This is a genomic window from Nesterenkonia aerolata (assembly GCF_031470965.1).
GTDB classification, from domain to species: domain Bacteria; phylum Actinomycetota; class Actinomycetes; order Actinomycetales; family Micrococcaceae; genus Nesterenkonia; species Nesterenkonia aerolata.
In genome coordinates, this window is record NZ_JAVKGR010000017.1 from 15,187 (window position 1) to 31,808 (window position 16,622).

The following is a 16,622-nucleotide window of genomic DNA, read 5'->3' on the forward strand; positions in this document are numbered from 1 at the left end:
ATAGAAACAGCTCTGTCATGCCCCGGCCGCAGCCAGGTCACGAGCCAGACGGTCCGCGGAGAGCGCATCAGCCGGCCGAAAAGCGTAGACGCAGCGCAGCCTCAGCAGGGCGGAGCGCTTATAGAGCGCCACCACCGCCGCCGGAACCCCCGCCGCGGCGGCAGCCTCATCCACAGCCTGCTCCACGACTCGGGCATAGTCCTGCGGCCACAGTCCCTGCCGCCACCGCCACTGCGCATGCGCCCTGAGATTGCCGAGATCCAGTCCAGCATCAGCCGCGCAGGCGGTATCGACATCGAGCAGCCCCGGCCCCTGATCGGAACAGAACAGCAGCTGCTTATCGTACAGATCCCGATGGCTGGGCACCAGGCGACGGCCCCATTGTGCTTCGAGCTCCTCAGCACAGGCGGCCACCGCCTGCTCGAAGCCCGGTTCTGCCCCGCGCAGCGAGGCCGATCGCTGACTCCACTCACGCAGCACCCGCGCTTCGTCCTCTGCGGTGTGCACAGCCTCAGGTATTCGGGCATCCTGCTGAGCGGCGACCAACGCGGCCAGGGTCTGCTGCCACGCCGTACGCCAGGTCTCGGCGTCGAAGGCATGGGCCTCGTGCAGGCTCCGCCCGGCCAGGGCAGCGAAGGTCACCGAGTCATCCGTGCTGGCCAGCACCTCGGGAGTACGGAACGGGCCGTCGAAGGCGGCAGCCCGCCGGATGCCTTCCAGCACACCCGCCGCCCGGCCGGGCCGGACCACTTTGGTGAACTGAGCCCCGGTCTCGCTTGAATGGCGCACCACGGCGCGTTTGGTGGGCCGGTGCGAGATCACAGTCCCGCGGGAGGCGATCAGCGCCAACCCAGGCAGTTTCGGGTCCGTACCGGCTGCGAAGAGCTCCAGCCCGTCGGGAGTCCACCAGCCGGCTCGCACCGCAGTACCGGCCTCATCGCCGTTCTCGGCCTGCACCTCCACTCCCAGCCGTCCGCGGCTGCCAGGCCACGCCCGACGCACCCGGTACGGTGTTCCGCGCTGTGTCAGGCGTACGGGCGGCAGGGCGACGGTGTTCGCACCGCTGCGCGTCTGAGCCGCGGCCAGCGCTGACTGGGCCAGCGCGGACTCAGCCAGCGTGAGCCGATGCATCACCGCCTGCGCCCACTGCCGGTGCCGATGGCGGAACGGATCGGCGGCAGAGCTGAGATGCGCGTAGGCCTCCCAGGCGGCGATCTCCGCCTCATCTGGGGTCTCGGCGCCAGCAGCGCGGCGGTACTCGGTCATGAAGCCCGACGAGCTCTCCACCCCAGAGCCCTCAGCGCGGGCGCGGCATGCGGCAATCCAGGAGCCCAGGTCCCGGGCGCGGGGGCCGAGCCCGCAGCGGTCCAGATCAATCAGCCGCACCTCACCCGAGCCGTCTGCACGGTGCAGCACCTGATCGGGGGAGAGGTCACCGTGCAGCTCCACCGGTGCGGAACGGTTCATCGAGGAATCCAGCAGCGGCGCCAGAGCCTCGACCAGCCGGCGCACCTTCGGAGCGGCATCGGGAAGAAGTTCGACGACGGCCTGCGCCGCAGCCTCCAGCTCCACAGTCAGCGCGGCCGGAGCGGCATCGCTCAGCCCAGCATCCACCGGCTCAGCACCCACTGGTTTCGCATTCAGCAGCTCAACATCCGCGCCGCCACCCACCGGCACCGCATGCAGCCTGGCGACGGCCGCACCGGCGGCCACGAAGGCCTGCGCATCCTCGACGGACTCCAGATCCGCGCCGCCCCACCGCGGAGAGACGGCTGCCGTGCCGCGGTGTCCCAGGGCGGAGAGCTCCAAGACGGGCACCCCGTGCCGCGCCCAGCGCTGGGCCGCGGCAATCTGCCGCGCCACCGGTGCCGCGCAGACCCGCAGCACCTGCTCGACACCCCCGGAGGACACGACAGCGACCAGCCGACGTCGCGGGTTATAGCGCAGCACCTGCCAGGGGCTGTCGGCATCGACGAACCGTGCCGCTGAACGCAGCTGACGGGCCAAGGCCCGGTCAGACCACGCGGTACCGGAAAGCAGGTATCCACCGTCCACCTGATGTTCGGTCAACGTCTCGCCGACCCGTTGGGCCGCCTGGTGCATCTTGACGTATTTATCCGCATCCCGGGACACCATCACCCAGCCGTGCGCGGCGGTGACCGGATCGCCGGCCTCACGCCAAGCGGCCAGCGCACTGTGTCCGCGCTTGACGCGCAGGTGCGTGACCAGAACATCCCGGCCCAGCAGCGCCGACAGCGCGGCATCGTCCAGCAGCAGGCCAGCGCCCGGCAGCTGCAGGGCAGAGGCCACGCGGGCGTCATCGTCTCCCAGCTCCGGGGTCAGCGGGGCAATCATCCGCTCAGCCCGTCGACGGCGTCCACCTGGGTGGCGGCCCACTGGGCCACGCGGGAGTGCGGATCAGCCAGCAGAGTCTCGGGGTTCCCGTCTTCCAGGATCTGCCCGCCCTCCAGCCAGATCACCCGGTCCATACCGCGCACTGCGGAGAGGTCATGGGTGATCGCCACCGTAGTGCGCCCGCGGGTGAGCTCCTGGATCGATTCCTGCACCAGAGCCTTCGAGGCCGGGTCCAGCCCGGTGGTCGGCTCGTCGAGCACCACGACAGGGGCATTGCGGACCAGCGCACGGGCGATGGCGATGCGCTGGCGCTGCCCGCCCGAGAGCGTGTCCCCGCGCTGGCCCAGGACGGTGTCATACCCCTGCGGGAGGGCTGCGATGAACTCATGGGCCCCGGCACGGCGTGCGGCAGCCTCCACAGCGGCGTCATCGGCGTCGAGACGTCCGTAGCGGATGTTCTCCCGCACCGTGGCGGCGAAGAGCACCGACTCCTGCAGCAGCACCGAGATGTTGCTGCGCAGCTCCTCCAGGCGCACTGCCGTGGTGGCATGGCCGTCCAGCATCACCGCCCCGGCATCGGGATCGGCCAGCCGCAGCAGGTACCCGGTCAGCGTGGACTTCCCCGCTCCGGAGGGGCCCAGCAGTGCGACCCGTTGCCCCGCGGGCACATGCAGGCTCAGATCGGTGAACAGGTCACGGCCATGCCCATCCTTCGCCGTGACCCGGTAGAAGGCCAGCTCACCGGAGACCGCGCCCAACGGTTCAGGGCGCGGCGGATCGGTGATCTCCACCGGCTCATCGAGCAGATCTGCGATGCGCTCGCCGGAGGCCGCGGCTCGGGCGATCCGCCCGGTGTACTTGGCCATATCGCGCAGCGGCTTCATCGCGATCTTCAAGTACATCAAAAACAGCACCATGTCACCGGGGGTCATCGTCCCGCGCATCACCTGCCAGCCGCCGACGAAGAGCACCACCGCAGTCGAGATCCCCACTAGCACATCAGTGGAACGCTCGAGCCGGGCCGCCAGCCGACGCGCCCGGATCCCCGCCTTCAGTGCCTTCTCGTTGCCGGCGGCGAAGCCGGCTGCGGCCGTGTCCTCGAGCCCATAGGCCTGCACCACGCGGATCGCGGCCAGAGCCTCTGCGGCATCTCCCACCAGCTGACCCTCACCCTTGCGGGTGGAGCGTGCCGCAGAGGTGATGTGCGGCGTCGATAGCCTGGAGATCAGCAGGTACAGCCCGGCGGTGGCGAAGACGATCAGCGAAAGCACCGGGTTGAGCACCAGGACCACGACGAAGAGCACCACCAGGGTGAGCACATTGCCCACCAGCGGCAGCCCCGCGGTGACCGCGACCTCCTGGAGCCGGCCCATATCCCCGACCAGCCGCTGCGAGGTGTCCCCGACCGAGGCCTGGGAGTGGTACCGCATGGACAGCCGCTGGATGTGATCGAACACTCGGGTCCGCAGCCGGGCGGCCACTTTCACTCCGGTCTTGGCGAAGGCGATCGTCGAGAGGTAGTTGCACACCGCGCGCCCCCCGACGATGCCCATCAGCAGCAGCGCCCACATGGCCAAAGTGGTGGAGACATCCCCGGTCATCCCCGTGGTCTCGGCGAGCTGGGCGCCCAGGGCCTGGGTCACCGCATCCACGGCGACCTTCACCGGCCAGGGCTCCAGCACTCGGAAGATCACGTCACCGATGAGCGCGAGCAACCCCAGCACGATCAGCAGACTGTGCTCGCGCAGATACGGTCCCACCATGCGCAGGGTCCGGCCCAGCGCCTCCCGGTGGGCGGCGCGGGTGGCCGCGCTCTTCTCCCGACGGCGGGTGGCCTCCTCCGAACTGCGGCGCTCACGCCAGGAGTCACGCAGGGCGTCGGAGATCCCGGAGACCAGGCGGCGTCCCCTGCCGGGACGAGAGGCGGTGCCGGAATCGGGCAGGGTGCCGTGAGCACCGGTCTCAGGCAGCGCACGGTGGGCGGTGATCTCCTCCGTGGCCTGGGCGGCGGCGCGGTCCCGGTGCGCGGAATCGTGCAGCGTGCTGGTCATGCCGGGGTCACCTCCAGGGTGGTGAGAAGTTCAGTCAGGCGAGCGTGCCAGCTGTGCTCGGTCTGTGCGGCGTCGCGGGCGGCACGGCCCAGCCGGGTGCGCAGGGCGGCGTCGTCATCGAGGCGCAGCAGGGTCTCGTGCAGCGCCTCCGGATCCCCCGGCGCCACCGTCAGCCCGCGTGTGCCCTTGCCCAGCAGTGCGGGGAGCTCCCCGACGCCGGAAGCGACCACGGCCAGTCCCGCAGCGAGGTATTCGTAGACCTTCAGCGGAGAGAAATAATGGTCCCCCGGATTCTGTGGGGCCGGATAGGGGGCGACGGCGACGTCGAGGCGGTGCAGCATCTTCGGGATCGACTCAGGGTTCACAGCGCCGTGGAACGTGACGCGATCTTCGATGCCGAGCTCGGCGGTCAGCTCTTCGAGCTCGTTCCGTGCCGGGCCGTCACCGCTGATCTCCACCTGCCAATGCGCCGGTCCGCGGGCGGCTGCATGCAGCAGCGTCTCCGTGCCGTGCCAGGGTTTGAGCGTGCCGACGAATCCGATGACCAGCTCGTCGCGCTTACGCACGGTTGCCGCCGGGCGGATCCGCTCCGTGTTCACCCCGTTGGGCACCACTCGTGCGCGCTCTGCGGCCTCGGGCACCGTGCGGCGGACCCAGTCAGCCACCGGTGCGGAGACGCAGCTGAGCAGATCGGCGGCACCCAGAGTGCGCGCCGTCGTCGCCAGTGCAGTGGTGACATCATGCAGGCTGCGGTGGGCCCGCTGCTCATCGACCAGCGGCGCATTGACCTCCACCACCAAAGGCACGGTGGGGGCGCCGAGGTTGTCATCACTGTGCCCTGCGGCGGCATCGGCCGGCAGCTCATCGTCCCGCAGCGCCTTGCTGAGCCTCGCCCCGGCCTCAGAGAACAGGGCGTAGCGCTCGTAGATCAGGCCGAAGGGCTCCTGATGATGCGTGGTCAGCGCACGATCGCTCAGCCGCTGCGCCGCGATATGCAGACGCTCCTCCCGGTCCCGCGGGTCCGCAGACAGTCCCGGCCCGTCGACCGTTTCGACGACGACCTCAAGGTCCGCGAGGTCTGCCGGGACAGACTCCCGGCCCTTCTTATCTCCGCGGCGGACGCAGTAGACGGTGACCTGGTGACCAGCGGCACGCATCGCTCGGACCATCTCCTGGACATGGACCGAGGCGCCCTTGACGTCGAAGACGCCGATGCCCGGATCGGCGAGCAGATAGGCGATCCTCATCGCAGCGCTCCTTCCGGCACGGGCTGCACGGCCGGGGTGTGTCCCGGGGTATGTCCTGGGGTGTCCTGCCGCTCGGCGGGCGCGGTGCCGCCGGTCAGCTCACGCAGTCGGCGCGCCTGAGCGGTGGAGTCGAAGAGCTCCTCGATGAGCCCGCGGGCCGCTGCGGCCATGCGCTGTCGCGCGGCCGGATTCTGCCGAGCCTGCTCGCCGGCCTCGGCGACGGCGGCGACCAGCGCATCGAGATCTCCGGTGGGCACCAGCCAGCCGGTCTCACCGGTGCGGACCACCTCGCCCACCGCTGTGACATCAGCGGCGACGCAGATGATCCCGCGGGCCATCGCCTCCAGCAGCACTGTGGGCAGACCGTCGGCGTTGCCGTCACCGCCGATCACGAACGGGGCGACGAAGAGATCATGGCTGCCCATGAGCTCCGAGACCTCGGCCTGGGTGCAGGGCCCCAGCAGCCGCACCGCATCCTGGAGTCCGAGGCGGGTGATCTGGGCGGCGAGCTCCTCGGCCAGCGGCCCGTCACCGGCGATGTCGGCGGTGACGTCGAGACCCGCGGCACGCAGCCGGGCGGTGGCCTCGATGACCAGGGAGAACCCCTTCTTCTCCACCAGACGGCCGACCGCCAAGAGCTTCAGGGGTGCTGCGGCGGCAGCGTCTCCGGGCGCGGGAGTGTCCTCGGCGACGAAGGGAAACCGCTCGAGCTCCAGTCCGTTGCGGACCAGGCGGATCTTCCCGGAGGACTCCGGGAACCGGCGGTGCAGATCGTTGAGGTTGTAGCCGCTGATCGTCACCGCGTGATGGGCGTCGGCGAACTTCGCCCGCAGGTCCTCCTCATCGGTGTCCTCGTGGAAGATGTCCTTGGCGTGGGCGGTGAAGGAATAGGGGATCCCGGAGATCGTCGAGGCGAGCCGGGCCACACTTGTGGCCACCGAGGCGAAGTGGGCATGCAGATGGGTGACCCCGTGGGCAGCCGCCGCCTCGGCGACCGCGGCGGCCTGGACGGCGTCGTCGTATCCGAACTCGAGCAGCTGCGGCAGGGCCTCGGCGAGGCCTCGGGCAAGCCGGGGGTCTTCGGCGGCGGTGCGCAGCTGGCTCCAGAGCCGGTTGGCGCTGGTCGGGCGCGGAATGTGCACCACGGGGGCGGCCACGCGGGCGAGTTCGGGGTGGAAGTGGGTGTCAGTGGTCGGGCGCAGCGAGAAGATGACGATCCGCTCGCCCTGGGCCTCACGGGCCAGGATTTCGGAGACCACGAATGTCTCGGAGAAACGCGGGTACATCTTCAGCACGTAGCCGACGACGGGTTCCGGCGCGGCGTCCGGATGGGCCAGAGGTGAGGCGTCGGTGCGGTGCGGCAGCGGCTCAGCGGACATAGCAGGCCTCCAAGGGTGCGGTGCGGGTGGTGCTGATCTCAGCGAGTGCGGCTTTTTCAGCGGATACGGCGGCTGTGAAGTGCCCGGAGGACATGGCGGGCCGGGGGGCGATGAGCTCGGCGGCCAGACGGCCCAGGCGAGTGAGCCCGTCCAAGTCGACGTCGCTGCGCTCGACGCGCCGATCCACTGCTCCGGCGAACCAGGTGCTTAGGTGGGTCGGGCTGATCTCCTCCGCCGGCAGGGTGTCCACTGCACCCACAGCGGCCAGGGCTTCTGCCCGCCGAGGCTGCTCGGCACGCCGTGCGTTGCGGGGCACGACCAGAGCCGGAGTGGAGGTGGCCATGACCTCGGCCACCGAGTTGTAGCCGCCCATGCAGACGACGGCGGACGCCTCAGCCACCAGCGCGGGGACATTGGCCGCGCTGCGCAGCACGACGACGTCCTCACCGGCCTCCCCGATCTCGCCGTGTAACGGACTGTCCTCGGATTCCTGGGGGAGTCCCGCGGCGGCGCGGACGACGGCGACGTCCTCCTGCGGCATCTGCGGGCCGGTGACGATCAGGTGCCGGTGGCCGGCCGGGATCTCAGCTTCTGCGGCCGCACGAGCGAGACGGCCGCCGTCGGACCCGCCGCCGACCATCGTCAGCACATAGGGCCGGTGTCCCGGTGAACCCGGGTCGGAGGGACGGCCGTGCGAAAGGTAACCGGTGGAGCGGCTGCGCGAGGCCAGGGCGGACGGGATCTCACCGGTGGCCAACGGGTCGTAGACGTTCTGGTCGCCGTAGATCCAGAGCGCGTCGTAGTGCGTGGCGACGGCCTCGGCACCGCCGACCGCCTCCCATTCGGCGGCCGCCACCGAGGGGGTGTCCAGGACGTCGCGCATCCCCAGCACAGTGGCGCAGCGGTGATCCTCCCGCAGCAGGCGCAGCGCCTCAGTGAGTTCCCCGCCGACGCCGAAGGGGTGGCGGTCGGCGATGAACAGATCCGGGGAGATGGCCTCCAGGGCGGCAGCCACGGCGGAGGACCGCATCTCGGTGAGCTGGTCGACGTCCATGTGCATCCGGCGCGAGGCATAGCCGGAGGAGGTGCGGGCGTATCCGGGCAGGACCAGCCAGTCCCAGCCCTCCGGAAGCGAGTCGCCGGCGGCGTCGGGATGCCCGGCGATCAGCAGGCCTCCCACCGTCTGGCCGGTCAGTCGCGGCAGGTCGGCGGCCAAGGCATAGGCGACGGCGCGGTTGCGCCGGGCGTGGCCGAGCCCGACGGAGTCGTGCGAGTACAGCGCCACGGTGATGCTCATCGGCTGCCCTCCTCATCGGTCCCGGATTCCCACCGGGCTGACGTGCGGTGTTCACTCAGAGTGTCCTGAGGGTTCATGAGAGGACGATGAGAAGAGCCCTCATCCGGGGTGGTGCACGGGTTTCGCTGGGTGGCCGTGGGCTTGTCGTGCCTTGTCATGGCGGGGCCGACGTCACTAGTTTGAGACTATGACCACATATGCAGTGACGAACCCCGCCACCGGTGAGGTGGAGCGCGAATTCCCGACCGCCACCGACGAGCAGATCGCCCAGGCCCTCGACGCCGCGGGCAAGGCCCTCCAGGGGTGGTCGGCGACGGCACCGTCCCAGCGGGCGCAGCTGCTCAGCCGAGTAGCTGACATCTACGAGCGGCGCGCCGAGGAGCTCGCGGCGATCATCACCCGGGAGATGGGCAAGCCGAAGCAGCAGGCTGCGGCCGAGCTGCAGATCGTCGTCTCGATCTACCGGTACTACGCCGAACACGGTGAGGAGTACCTCGCTGACGAGGAGGTGCCGGTGGCCCGGGGTGGCCGCGCGCTGGTGCGCAACGAGCCCTACGGCGTGCTGCTGGGGATCATGCCCTGGAACTTCCCCTACTACCAGGTGGCCCGGTTCGCCGCGCCGAACCTGATGATCGGCAACACCATCCTGCTCAAGCACGCCCCGCAGTGCCCGGAGTCCGCCGCGGCGATGGAGGAGATCTTCCGTGAGGCGGGCCTGCCCGAGGGCGCCTACGTCAACGTCTATGCCTCGAATGAGCAGGTCGCCGAGCAGATCATCCCCGACCGCCGGGTCCAGGGCGTCTCACTGACCGGTTCGGAGCGGGCCGGGGCCGCCGTCGCGGAGATCGCCGGCAAGCACCTGAAGAAGATCGTCCTGGAGCTGGGCGGCAACGACCCGTTCATCGTGCTCGACCGCGAGGTGGTGCCTCAGGCGGTGAAGCGGGCGCTGGCCTCCCGCATGGGCAACGCCGGTCAGGCCTGCAACGCGGCCAAGCGGATCATCGTGCTCGATGAGTTCTATGACGAGTTCGTGGAGAAGCTGGAGGAGGCCGTGCGCGGGGTGGAGCTCGGCGATCCGAGCTCGGAGGACACGTTCATGGGGCCGATGTCCTCGGAGCGGGCGGCTGAGGATCTGGACGCTCAGGTCCAGGACGCCGTCTCCCACGGGGCGAAGGTCCACTCCGGTGGGCGGCGCGCTGACCGCCCCGGGGCCTGGTACGAGCCGACCATGCTCACCGGCCTCACCCAGGAGATGCGCGCCTACCGGGAGGAGCTCTTCGGACCGGTGGCCATGGTCTACCGGGTGGCCGACGACGACGCCGCCGTCGCCCTGGCCAATGATTCCGACTACGGGCTTTCGGCCTCGGTGCATTCCTCTGACGTGGCCCGTGCCGAGCAGGTGGCCGAGCGCCTGGAGACCGGCATGGTCTACCTCAACGAGGGCTCGGGCACTGCCGCCGAGCTGCCCTTCGGTGGGGTGAAGCGTTCGGGCATCGGCCGTGAGCTGGGCCGTTACGGCATGGAAGAGTTCGTGAATAAGCGCCTGGTGAAGTACGCCAAGGGCTCCTGAGCCCGGCGCCCTCCGTCGAGGGAGAGAATCTGGTCCTGTTTCCCGGCGTGTCGTGACCAGTTTCTCTCCCTCGGTGAGGGGAGCCAGCCGCCGCCGTCGAGGGAGCGAAAGTGTGCGCCCCGCCCGGCGTATCGTCGCGATTCTTGCTCCCTCGATGTCCAGTACGCGCGCCTGCTCCATCGGGGGAGAGAATCTGGTCTCAGAACTCGGCGTGTCGCGGTAATTTTCTCTCCCTCGATGAGGGTTCTGGGGCTGAGACTCAACCGGGCCTCAGGGTCCAACCCCGCCACTGGGGTCGGGACAGTGGGAGACTCGGGGAGACTCAGCCGCGGCGGGCGACGACGGCGGCGTCGTAGAGGGCCCGGGTTGTGGCACCGTGCTCTGCCGCCACAGCTTTGGCCGCGTCTTTGAGCCGTTCACCGGAAGATTCCCGCCGCAGCACCAGCTCCACCAGCTCCTCCTCGCCCAGCGCCTGGGCCGGCTCGGCCCCACCGATCACCAGCACCACTTCACCGCGCACCGGCTCCTCAGCAGCCTCAGCCGCCAGCTCGCCTAAGGTGCCGCGCCGGATCTCCTCGTGTTTCTTGGTCAGCTCGCGGCAGACCGCGGCACGGCGCGAGGCGCCCAGCTCCTCGGCTAACTCAGCCAGAGTCGCTGCCGTGCGGTGCGGGGACTCAAAGAGCACAGTGGTCCACTCCTCATCGCGCAGCCGCGTGATCAGCTGCCGCCGCTGGCCACCGCGCCGCGGCAGAAACCCGGCAAAGGTGAACCGGTCCGTCGCCAGACCGGAGAGCGCCAACGCCGTCACCACGGCTGAAGCCCCCGGTGCCACAGTGGCCTCGACCCCGGCCTCCACCGCCGCGGAGACCAGTCGGAACCCAGGGTCGGACACCGCCGGCATCCCCGCATCGGAGACCACCAGCACCCGCGTTCCGCCCTGCAGCTGCACGACGAGCTCCGCCGCGCGGGAGGCTTCATTATGCTCGTGCAGGCTCACCAGCTGCCCGGCAGGCCGCACTCCCAGCGCCTGGCAGAGCTGCCGCGTGCGGCGGGTGTCCTCACAGGCGATCACCTCGGCGGTGCGCAGCAGCGCGCGCAACCGCTCGGTGGTGTCGGAGAGGTTGCCGATCGGCGTGGCGGCCAACACCAGCGGCACATCCCACAGCCCCGGAGGCATCACCGGGATCTCACCGGTCTGGTTCGTGTCCTCCACAGGTCACCTCGCCCCTCGCCGACACCTTCGGCAAGTAGCATACCCACGATGACCAGCAGCCAGATCCTCGCCGAGACCGGCACGCGAGACGCCCCCGACGCCGAGGCCGCCGCCCGACGCCGGGCGCTTCAGGAACGGCTCCACGCGGTTCCGTTCCGCCCCGGGATCTGGGGATGGCTCGTGCCGATCGCGGTCACCGTCCTCGCCGGTCTGCTCCGCCTGCGTGACCTGGGCTTCCCACATCGGCTGATCTTCGACGAGACCTATTACGCCAAGGACGCCTACGCGATGCTGCTGGCCGGGGTCGAACTCGAGTGGCCCGAGGACGCCGATGAGGCGTTCCTCGCCGGAGACCCGCAGCCGCAGATGACCGGGGACTACGTGGTGCACCCGCCCTTAGGGAAATGGCTCATCGCCGCTGGGATGCGCCTGGTCGGGGAGGACACCGCCGTGGGGTGGCGGATCTCCGCCGCCGTCGCCGGGACACTGGGCGTGCTGCTGGTCGCGCTGATCGCCCAGCGGATGTTCCGCTCCGTGCTGCTCGGCGGTGTGGCCGGCACACTGACAGCAGTGGACGGCCACCACCTGGTGATGAGCCGGGTCGCGCTGCTGGACATCTTCCTCATGGTCTTCGTCCTTGCCGCCTTCGGTGCTCTGCTCGCCGACCGGTACCGCACCAGACGCCAGCTGGCCGCGCGGGCCGCCGCCGTGACGACGACGCGCTGGGGCCCGGTCGTCCTCTTCCGGCCCTGGCTGTTCCTCGCGGCGGTGCTGCTCGGCGCCGCCGTCGCGGTGAAGCTCTCGGGCCTGGCGTTCCTCGCCGTCTTCGGCGTGATGTTCCTCTGCTGGGAGGCACAGGCCCGGCGGGAACTGGGCGTGCGGCCCTGGTTCGCCGCCTCCATGCTCCGCGACGGCGTGTGGGCTGCGGTCACCGTGCTCCCGCTGGCCGCGCTGACCTATCTCGCCTCCTGGACGGGATGGCTGCGCTCAAGCATGGGGTACGGGCGGCACTGGGCTGCGGAGAACCCCGCCGAAGGGGTGGCTTCCCTCGTGCCGGAGTGGCTGCGCTCGCTGTGGCACTACCATGCGATGTCCACAGAGTTTCACCAGGGGCTCGCCTCCGGTCACGACTACGCCTCCACCCCCTGGACCTGGCTGTTCATGGGCCGTCCGGTCTCCTTCCACTACCAGTCCTTCGACGCCGGGGAGGAGGGCTGCACGGTGGAACGCTGCTCCTCGGCGATCCTCGATCTTGCCAATCCGCTGCTCTGGTGGGCCGGCACTGCCGCGCTGGTCACGGTGCTTCTGCTGTGGATCGGCCGCCGGGACTGGCGCTACGGGGCCATCCTGGCCGGCGTCGTCGGCGGATTCGCGGTGTGGCTGCTCTTCCCGGACCGCACGATGTTCTTCTTCTACACGATCGCCTACCACCCGTTCGTGATCCTGGCCGTGGTCGCCGTGCTCGGGCTGCTGCTGCGCGTGGGCGCGGCACCGCGCCGCAATACGGTGCTGGTGCTGGGCTTCGTGCTGCTCGTGGTCGCCGTCTCGGTGTACTTCTGGCCGCTGTGGACCGGTGAGCTCATCGACTATGAGCACTGGCGCGAGCGGATGTGGCTGCCTTCCTGGGTCTGAGCGCGGACCGGCAGCGTGGCGATGGTCTGAGGTCAGACCCCGTGGGTGAGTCCCGTCGGTGAGCCCCGTGGGCGAGTTCACGGGCGAGTTCCGCGGGTGAGCGGGCCGGTTATATAGTGGCCGGGTGACTTCCGCCGCACCTGCTGCCGCACAGCCCACCACAGAGCCGAGCAATGCGCCGATCAAGGCGATCACTGAGGCGACGACCGCGAAGATGGTCAGCCTCGACGACGACGCCAACGTCACCGATGGCCTGCTCCACCTCGTCGCGCAGGACCCGAGCTGCCCGGTCTATGCGGTGCCCAACGGCGCCGGCGGGTGGATCGACGTCAGCGCAGCCCGTTTCCTGGCCCAGGTCCGCTCGGTGGCCCGTGGACTCATCGCTTGCGGTGTGGAGCCCGGTGACCGCGTCGCGGTGATGTCGCCCACCAGCTACCCCTGGGCCGTGGTGGACCAGGCGATCTGGTTCGCCGGGGGCATCTCGGTGCCGATCTATGAGACGAGCTCGGTGAGTCAGGTCGTGCATATCCTCACCGACTCTGCGGCCAGCCTGGCGCTGGCCGGCACGGCGGACATCGCCCAGACCCTGGACTGGGCGGCCTCGGAGGCCGGGGTCCAGGTGCCAGTGCACAGCATCAGGGACGACGCCGCGCTGACGGCGCTGGCCGCATACGGTGCTCAGGTGCCTGAGTCTCAGCTCGAGGATTACCGCACTGCGGCGGGACTCGACGATGTCGCCACCCTGGTCTACACCTCTGGCACCACCGGCACCCCTGCTGGTGCGCGGATCACCCACCGGAACCTGGCTGAGGGTGGGGCGAACATCGTCGAGTTCGCCACCGAGATCATCGGCGGCTCCGGCTCGCGGACTCTGCTGTTCCTGCCGTTGGCCCATGTGCTGGCGCGCGCGGTGCAGCTGATGTGCCTCCATGCCGGGGTCCAGGTGGCACATTCGGCATCCACCGCCACGTTGCTTCAGGACCTCGCCTCATTCCGCCCCACCTGGCTGCTGGGTGTGCCGCGGGTGTTCGAGAAGGTGTACCAGGCCGCCTCAGCCAAGGCGCACGCCCAGGGCAAGGGGCGGATCTTCGAAGCTGCCCGGCGCACCGCCATCGCCTACTCCCAGGCGCTGGATGAGGCGGCTGCCGGCCGCGGGGAGGGGTCCTCACGGCGGTTGCGGGCTCAGCGCGCCGTGTTCTCCCGGGTGGTCTACGCGAAACTGCGGGCCACTCTGGGTGGCAGGGCGCGGTTCATGATCTCCGGGGCGTCCTCGTTGGATGCGGAGATCGCGCATTTCTTCACCGGGGTGGGTGTGCCGGTGAAGGAGGGGTACGGGCTGACGGAGTCCACCGCCCCGGTGACATTGAATCTGCCCGGGTTCACCCGTATCGGTTCGGTGGGTCTGCCGGTGCCGGGGTCCACGGTGCGGATCGCCGAGGACGGCGAGGTGCTGCTGCGCGGCCCCGTGGTCTTCGACGGCTATCACGCCGCGGAGCAGCGCAACCGTGAGGCCTTCGATGAGGAGGGCTTCTTCCGCACTGGAGATCTCGGTGCGCTGGATGAGGACGGCTATCTGCGCATCACCGGGCGCAAGAAGGAGCTGATCGTCACTGCGGGCGGGAAGAACGTCCACCCGACACCGTTGGAGGAGCTGGTCCGCCGTGAGCCGCTGGTCAGTCAGGTGGTGATCGTCGGGGACGGTCAGCCGTTCGTGGGTGCGCTGATCACCCTGGACCCGGAGGCGCTGGCCTCCTGGGCGCGGCTGAACGGCCGTACCGAGATCAGCCTGACCGAGGCCGCCGACGACGAGCAGATCCGCGCGCAGATCCAGCGGTCAGTCGACGAGGCCAATGCGTCTGTCTCCCGGGCGGAGTCGGTGCGGCGCTTCACGATCCTCGATGCGGAGCTCACGGAGGCTTCCGGTCATATGACTGCGTCGATGAAGCTGCGCCGGCATCAGGTGCTGACGGACTTCTCCGATCAGGTTGACGGACTGTATCAGGGGTGAGCATGGAATCACAGCGGCCGTTGATCGTGACGGGGCAGACTCCCGCCCCTTACGTGCCCTGCCCGTCCCCGGAGGCCGCTGAGGCTGCCGAGGGTGGCGAGTTCGACGGTGGGGGAGCCGAGGGGCCCGTGCGGGATTCCCGGGAGGAGCATTCCCGGCGGAAACGCCGTCTGGAGTATCCGCCCGCGCCGGAACCGCTGCCGGTGCCGATGATCGACAATCACGCGCATCTGGACTTCCGGGACGGGATGCTCACCGTGGAGGTGGCTGAGGCGCTGGCTGTAGCTCAGGCGGTCGGTGTCAGTGGAGTGATCGGGGTCGGTTATGACGTCGCCTCCTCGGAGTTCTCCGTGCGCGCCGCCCAAGAGCATCGGGGCATGAAGGCCGCAGTGGCGCTGCACCCCAATGAGGCTCCGCAGCTGGTGGAGCGCGGTGAGTTCGAGGACGCCTTCGCCCGGATCGTCGAGCTCAGCGGCGAGGATCAGGTCGTCGCGGTGGGGGAGAGCGGTATGGACCGTTTCCGCACCGGCGAGGAGGGGATCGCCGCTCAGCGGCAGAGCTTCGCCCGGCACATCGAGCTCGCCGTCGAGCGGTCTCTTGCGCTGCAGATCCATGACCGGGATGCCCATGACGACGTCGTCGCCGTGCTGCGGGAGGCGCCCCGGCTGCCGGAATCCGTCGTCTTCCACTGTTTCTCCGGCGACGCCGAGCTGGCGCGGATCTGCAATGACAACGGCTGGTATATGTCCTTCGCCGGGACGGTGACGTTCAATAATGCCGCAGGCCTGCGGGAGGCGCTGGCGATCGCTGATCCGCAGCTGATCCTGGTGGAGACCGATACCCCGTTCCTCACTCCGCATCCGTATCGGGGGCGGCCGAATGCCCCGTATCTCATCCCGCAGACGCTGCGGTTTATGGCCGAACATCGTGAGACCACGGTGGAATCTCTGGGGCAGCAGGTCATGTACAACACCGTCCAGGCTTATGGGGCCTGGACGTGAGTGCGATGCCCGAGCTGCTCTCGGCGGCTCATATCCGCCAGCTGGCGGCCCGGCTGAACGTGCACCCCACTAAGCAGTGGGGCCAGAACTTCGTGATCGATCCGAACACGATCCGCCGGATCGTCGGTCTTGCGGAACTCAGCGGGCAGGAACATGTCCTCGAGGTGGGGCCGGGCCTGGGATCGTTGACCTTGGGCCTGTTGGACGAGGCCGCGCAGGTCACCGCGGTGGAGATCGACCCGGTCTTGGCGGCCCAGCTGCCGGAGACGGTCTCCGCGTTCCGGGCGGAATCGGCCGCTCAGCTCGCCGTCGTGCAGGCTGACGCCCTCAGGGTCGGTGCCGAAGAGCTGGATGCCCCTGAGGTGTTAGTGGCGAACCTGCCCTATAACGTGGCGGTCCCGGTGGTGCTGCACCTGCTGCAGCAGCTGCCCGAACTCGACCGGGGGTTGGTGATGGTCCAGGAGGAGGTTGCTGACCGTCTGGTCGCCGGCCCGGGGTCCAAGGTCTACGGTGTGCCCTCGGTGAAGGCCGCCTGGGACACCACGATGCGCAAGGCCGGAGTGGTCGGCCGACGGGTGTTCTGGCCCGAGCCGCGGATCTCCTCGGGGCTGGTCCGGTTCGACCGGCGGGCCACCGCCGCGGATCGGCTCGGCCTGGAGGTCTCCCGGGAGGCGGTCTTCGAGGTGATCGATGCGGCCTTCGCCCAACGGCGCAAGACGCTGCGTGCAGCACTGTCCGGCCTCGCCGGCTCCGGAGCCGAGGCCGAACAGGTGCTGCGGCAGGCCGGAGTCTCCCCGCAGGCCCGCGGAGAGACCCTCACCGTGGAGGATTACACGCGCATCACCGCCGTTGTGGCGCAGCGCCCCTAG

At 69.6% G+C, this 16,622-nt stretch carries 11 protein-coding genes; 5 read left to right on the forward strand and 6 right to left on the reverse strand.

Features of this window, described 5'->3' with window-relative positions; genetic code table 11:
- Positions 1 to 15: 15 nt before the first annotated feature.
- The 5 genes from RIL96_RS11295 to RIL96_RS11315 all read right to left on the reverse strand — a co-directional run bounded on the left by RIL96_RS11295 (position 16) and on the right by RIL96_RS11315 (position 8,329).
- A complete protein-coding gene (locus RIL96_RS11295) occupies positions 16 to 2,355 on the reverse strand; it encodes a phosphotransferase (RefSeq protein WP_310549126.1) in 2,340 nt (779 codons plus the stop codon).
- A complete protein-coding gene (locus tag RIL96_RS11300; RefSeq protein WP_310549127.1) occupies positions 2,352 to 4,406 on the reverse strand; it encodes an ABC transporter ATP-binding protein in 2,055 nt (684 codons plus the stop codon). Before RIL96_RS11300 ends, RIL96_RS11295 begins: the two co-directional genes overlap by 4 nt.
- Complete coding sequence (locus RIL96_RS11305) at positions 4,403 to 5,653, reverse strand: glycosyltransferase family 4 protein (protein WP_310549128.1); 1,251 nt, start codon at positions 5,651 to 5,653, stop codon at positions 4,403 to 4,405. The genes RIL96_RS11300 and RIL96_RS11305 overlap by 4 nt, the downstream gene beginning before the upstream one ends.
- On the reverse strand, positions 5,650 to 6,939 hold the full coding sequence (locus tag RIL96_RS11310) for a glycosyltransferase family 4 protein (RefSeq protein WP_445482786.1): 1,290 nt from the start codon (positions 6,937 to 6,939) through the stop codon (positions 5,650 to 5,652). Before RIL96_RS11310 ends, RIL96_RS11305 begins: the two co-directional genes overlap by 4 nt.
- Positions 6,940 to 7,021: 82 nt before the next feature.
- On the reverse strand, positions 7,022 to 8,329 hold the full coding sequence (locus tag RIL96_RS11315; RefSeq protein WP_310549130.1) for a glycosyltransferase family protein: 1,308 nt from the start codon (positions 8,327 to 8,329) through the stop codon (positions 7,022 to 7,024).
- A 187-nt stretch (positions 8,330 to 8,516) separates the two neighbouring features.
- Between RIL96_RS11315 and RIL96_RS11320 the strand changes: the two genes are divergently transcribed.
- Complete coding sequence (locus RIL96_RS11320; RefSeq protein WP_310549131.1) at positions 8,517 to 9,899, forward strand: NAD-dependent succinate-semialdehyde dehydrogenase; 1,383 nt, start codon at positions 8,517 to 8,519, stop codon at positions 9,897 to 9,899.
- A gap of 322 nt (positions 9,900 to 10,221) precedes the next feature.
- Here RIL96_RS11320 and rsmI read toward each other — a convergent pair whose 3' ends face one another.
- Entirely contained in the window at positions 10,222 to 11,112 is an 891-nt protein-coding gene (gene rsmI / locus RIL96_RS11325) for a 16S rRNA (cytidine(1402)-2'-O)-methyltransferase (RefSeq protein ID WP_310549132.1), read from the reverse strand.
- A 48-nt stretch (positions 11,113 to 11,160) separates the two neighbouring features.
- On the opposite strand from rsmI, the gene RIL96_RS11330 reads away from it, so the two are divergent.
- From RIL96_RS11330 to rsmA, 4 genes are all read left to right on the forward strand, one after another.
- The gene (locus RIL96_RS11330; RefSeq protein ID WP_310549133.1) at positions 11,161 to 12,744 is read left to right on the forward strand and encodes a dolichyl-phosphate-mannose--protein mannosyltransferase; all 1,584 of its coding nucleotides are present in this window, start codon (positions 11,161 to 11,163) and stop codon (positions 12,742 to 12,744) included.
- A 124-nt stretch (positions 12,745 to 12,868) separates the two neighbouring features.
- Positions 12,869 to 14,752, forward strand: a complete 1,884-nt coding sequence (locus RIL96_RS11335) for an AMP-dependent synthetase/ligase (RefSeq protein WP_310549134.1) — start codon at positions 12,869 to 12,871, stop codon at positions 14,750 to 14,752.
- A 2-nt stretch (positions 14,753 to 14,754) separates the two neighbouring features.
- Complete coding sequence (locus RIL96_RS11340; RefSeq protein ID WP_310549135.1) at positions 14,755 to 15,753, forward strand: TatD family hydrolase; 999 nt, start codon at positions 14,755 to 14,757, stop codon at positions 15,751 to 15,753.
- Positions 15,754 to 15,758: 5 nt separating this feature from the next.
- Complete coding sequence (gene rsmA / locus RIL96_RS11345; RefSeq protein ID WP_310549155.1) at positions 15,759 to 16,622, forward strand: 16S rRNA (adenine(1518)-N(6)/adenine(1519)-N(6))-dimethyltransferase RsmA; 864 nt, start codon at positions 15,759 to 15,761, stop codon at positions 16,620 to 16,622.

Coding starts and splice junctions, on each gene's coding strand:
- RIL96_RS11295 (WP_310549126.1), bottom strand. CDS start 2,355: ATGATTGCCCCGCTGACCCCGGAGCTGGGAGACGATGACGCCCGCGTG.
- RIL96_RS11300 (WP_310549127.1), bottom strand. CDS start 4,406: ATGACCAGCACGCTGCACGATTCCGCGCACCGGGACCGCGCCGCCGCC.
- RIL96_RS11310 (WP_445482786.1), bottom strand. CDS start 6,939: ATGTACCCGCGTTTCTCCGAGACATTCGTGGTCTCCGAAATCCTGGCC.
- RIL96_RS11340 (WP_310549135.1), top strand. CDS start 14,755: ATGGAATCACAGCGGCCGTTGATCGTGACGGGGCAGACTCCCGCCCCT.
- RIL96_RS11305 (WP_310549128.1), bottom strand. CDS start 5,653: ATGAGGATCGCCTATCTGCTCGCCGATCCGGGCATCGGCGTCTTCGAC.
- rsmA (WP_310549155.1), top strand. CDS start 15,759: ATGCCCGAGCTGCTCTCGGCGGCTCATATCCGCCAGCTGGCGGCCCGG.
- RIL96_RS11315 (WP_310549130.1), bottom strand. CDS start 8,329: ATGAGCATCACCGTGGCGCTGTACTCGCACGACTCCGTCGGGCTCGGC.
- RIL96_RS11320 (WP_310549131.1), top strand. CDS start 8,517: ATGACCACATATGCAGTGACGAACCCCGCCACCGGTGAGGTGGAGCGC.
- RIL96_RS11330 (WP_310549133.1), top strand. CDS start 11,161: ATGACCAGCAGCCAGATCCTCGCCGAGACCGGCACGCGAGACGCCCCC.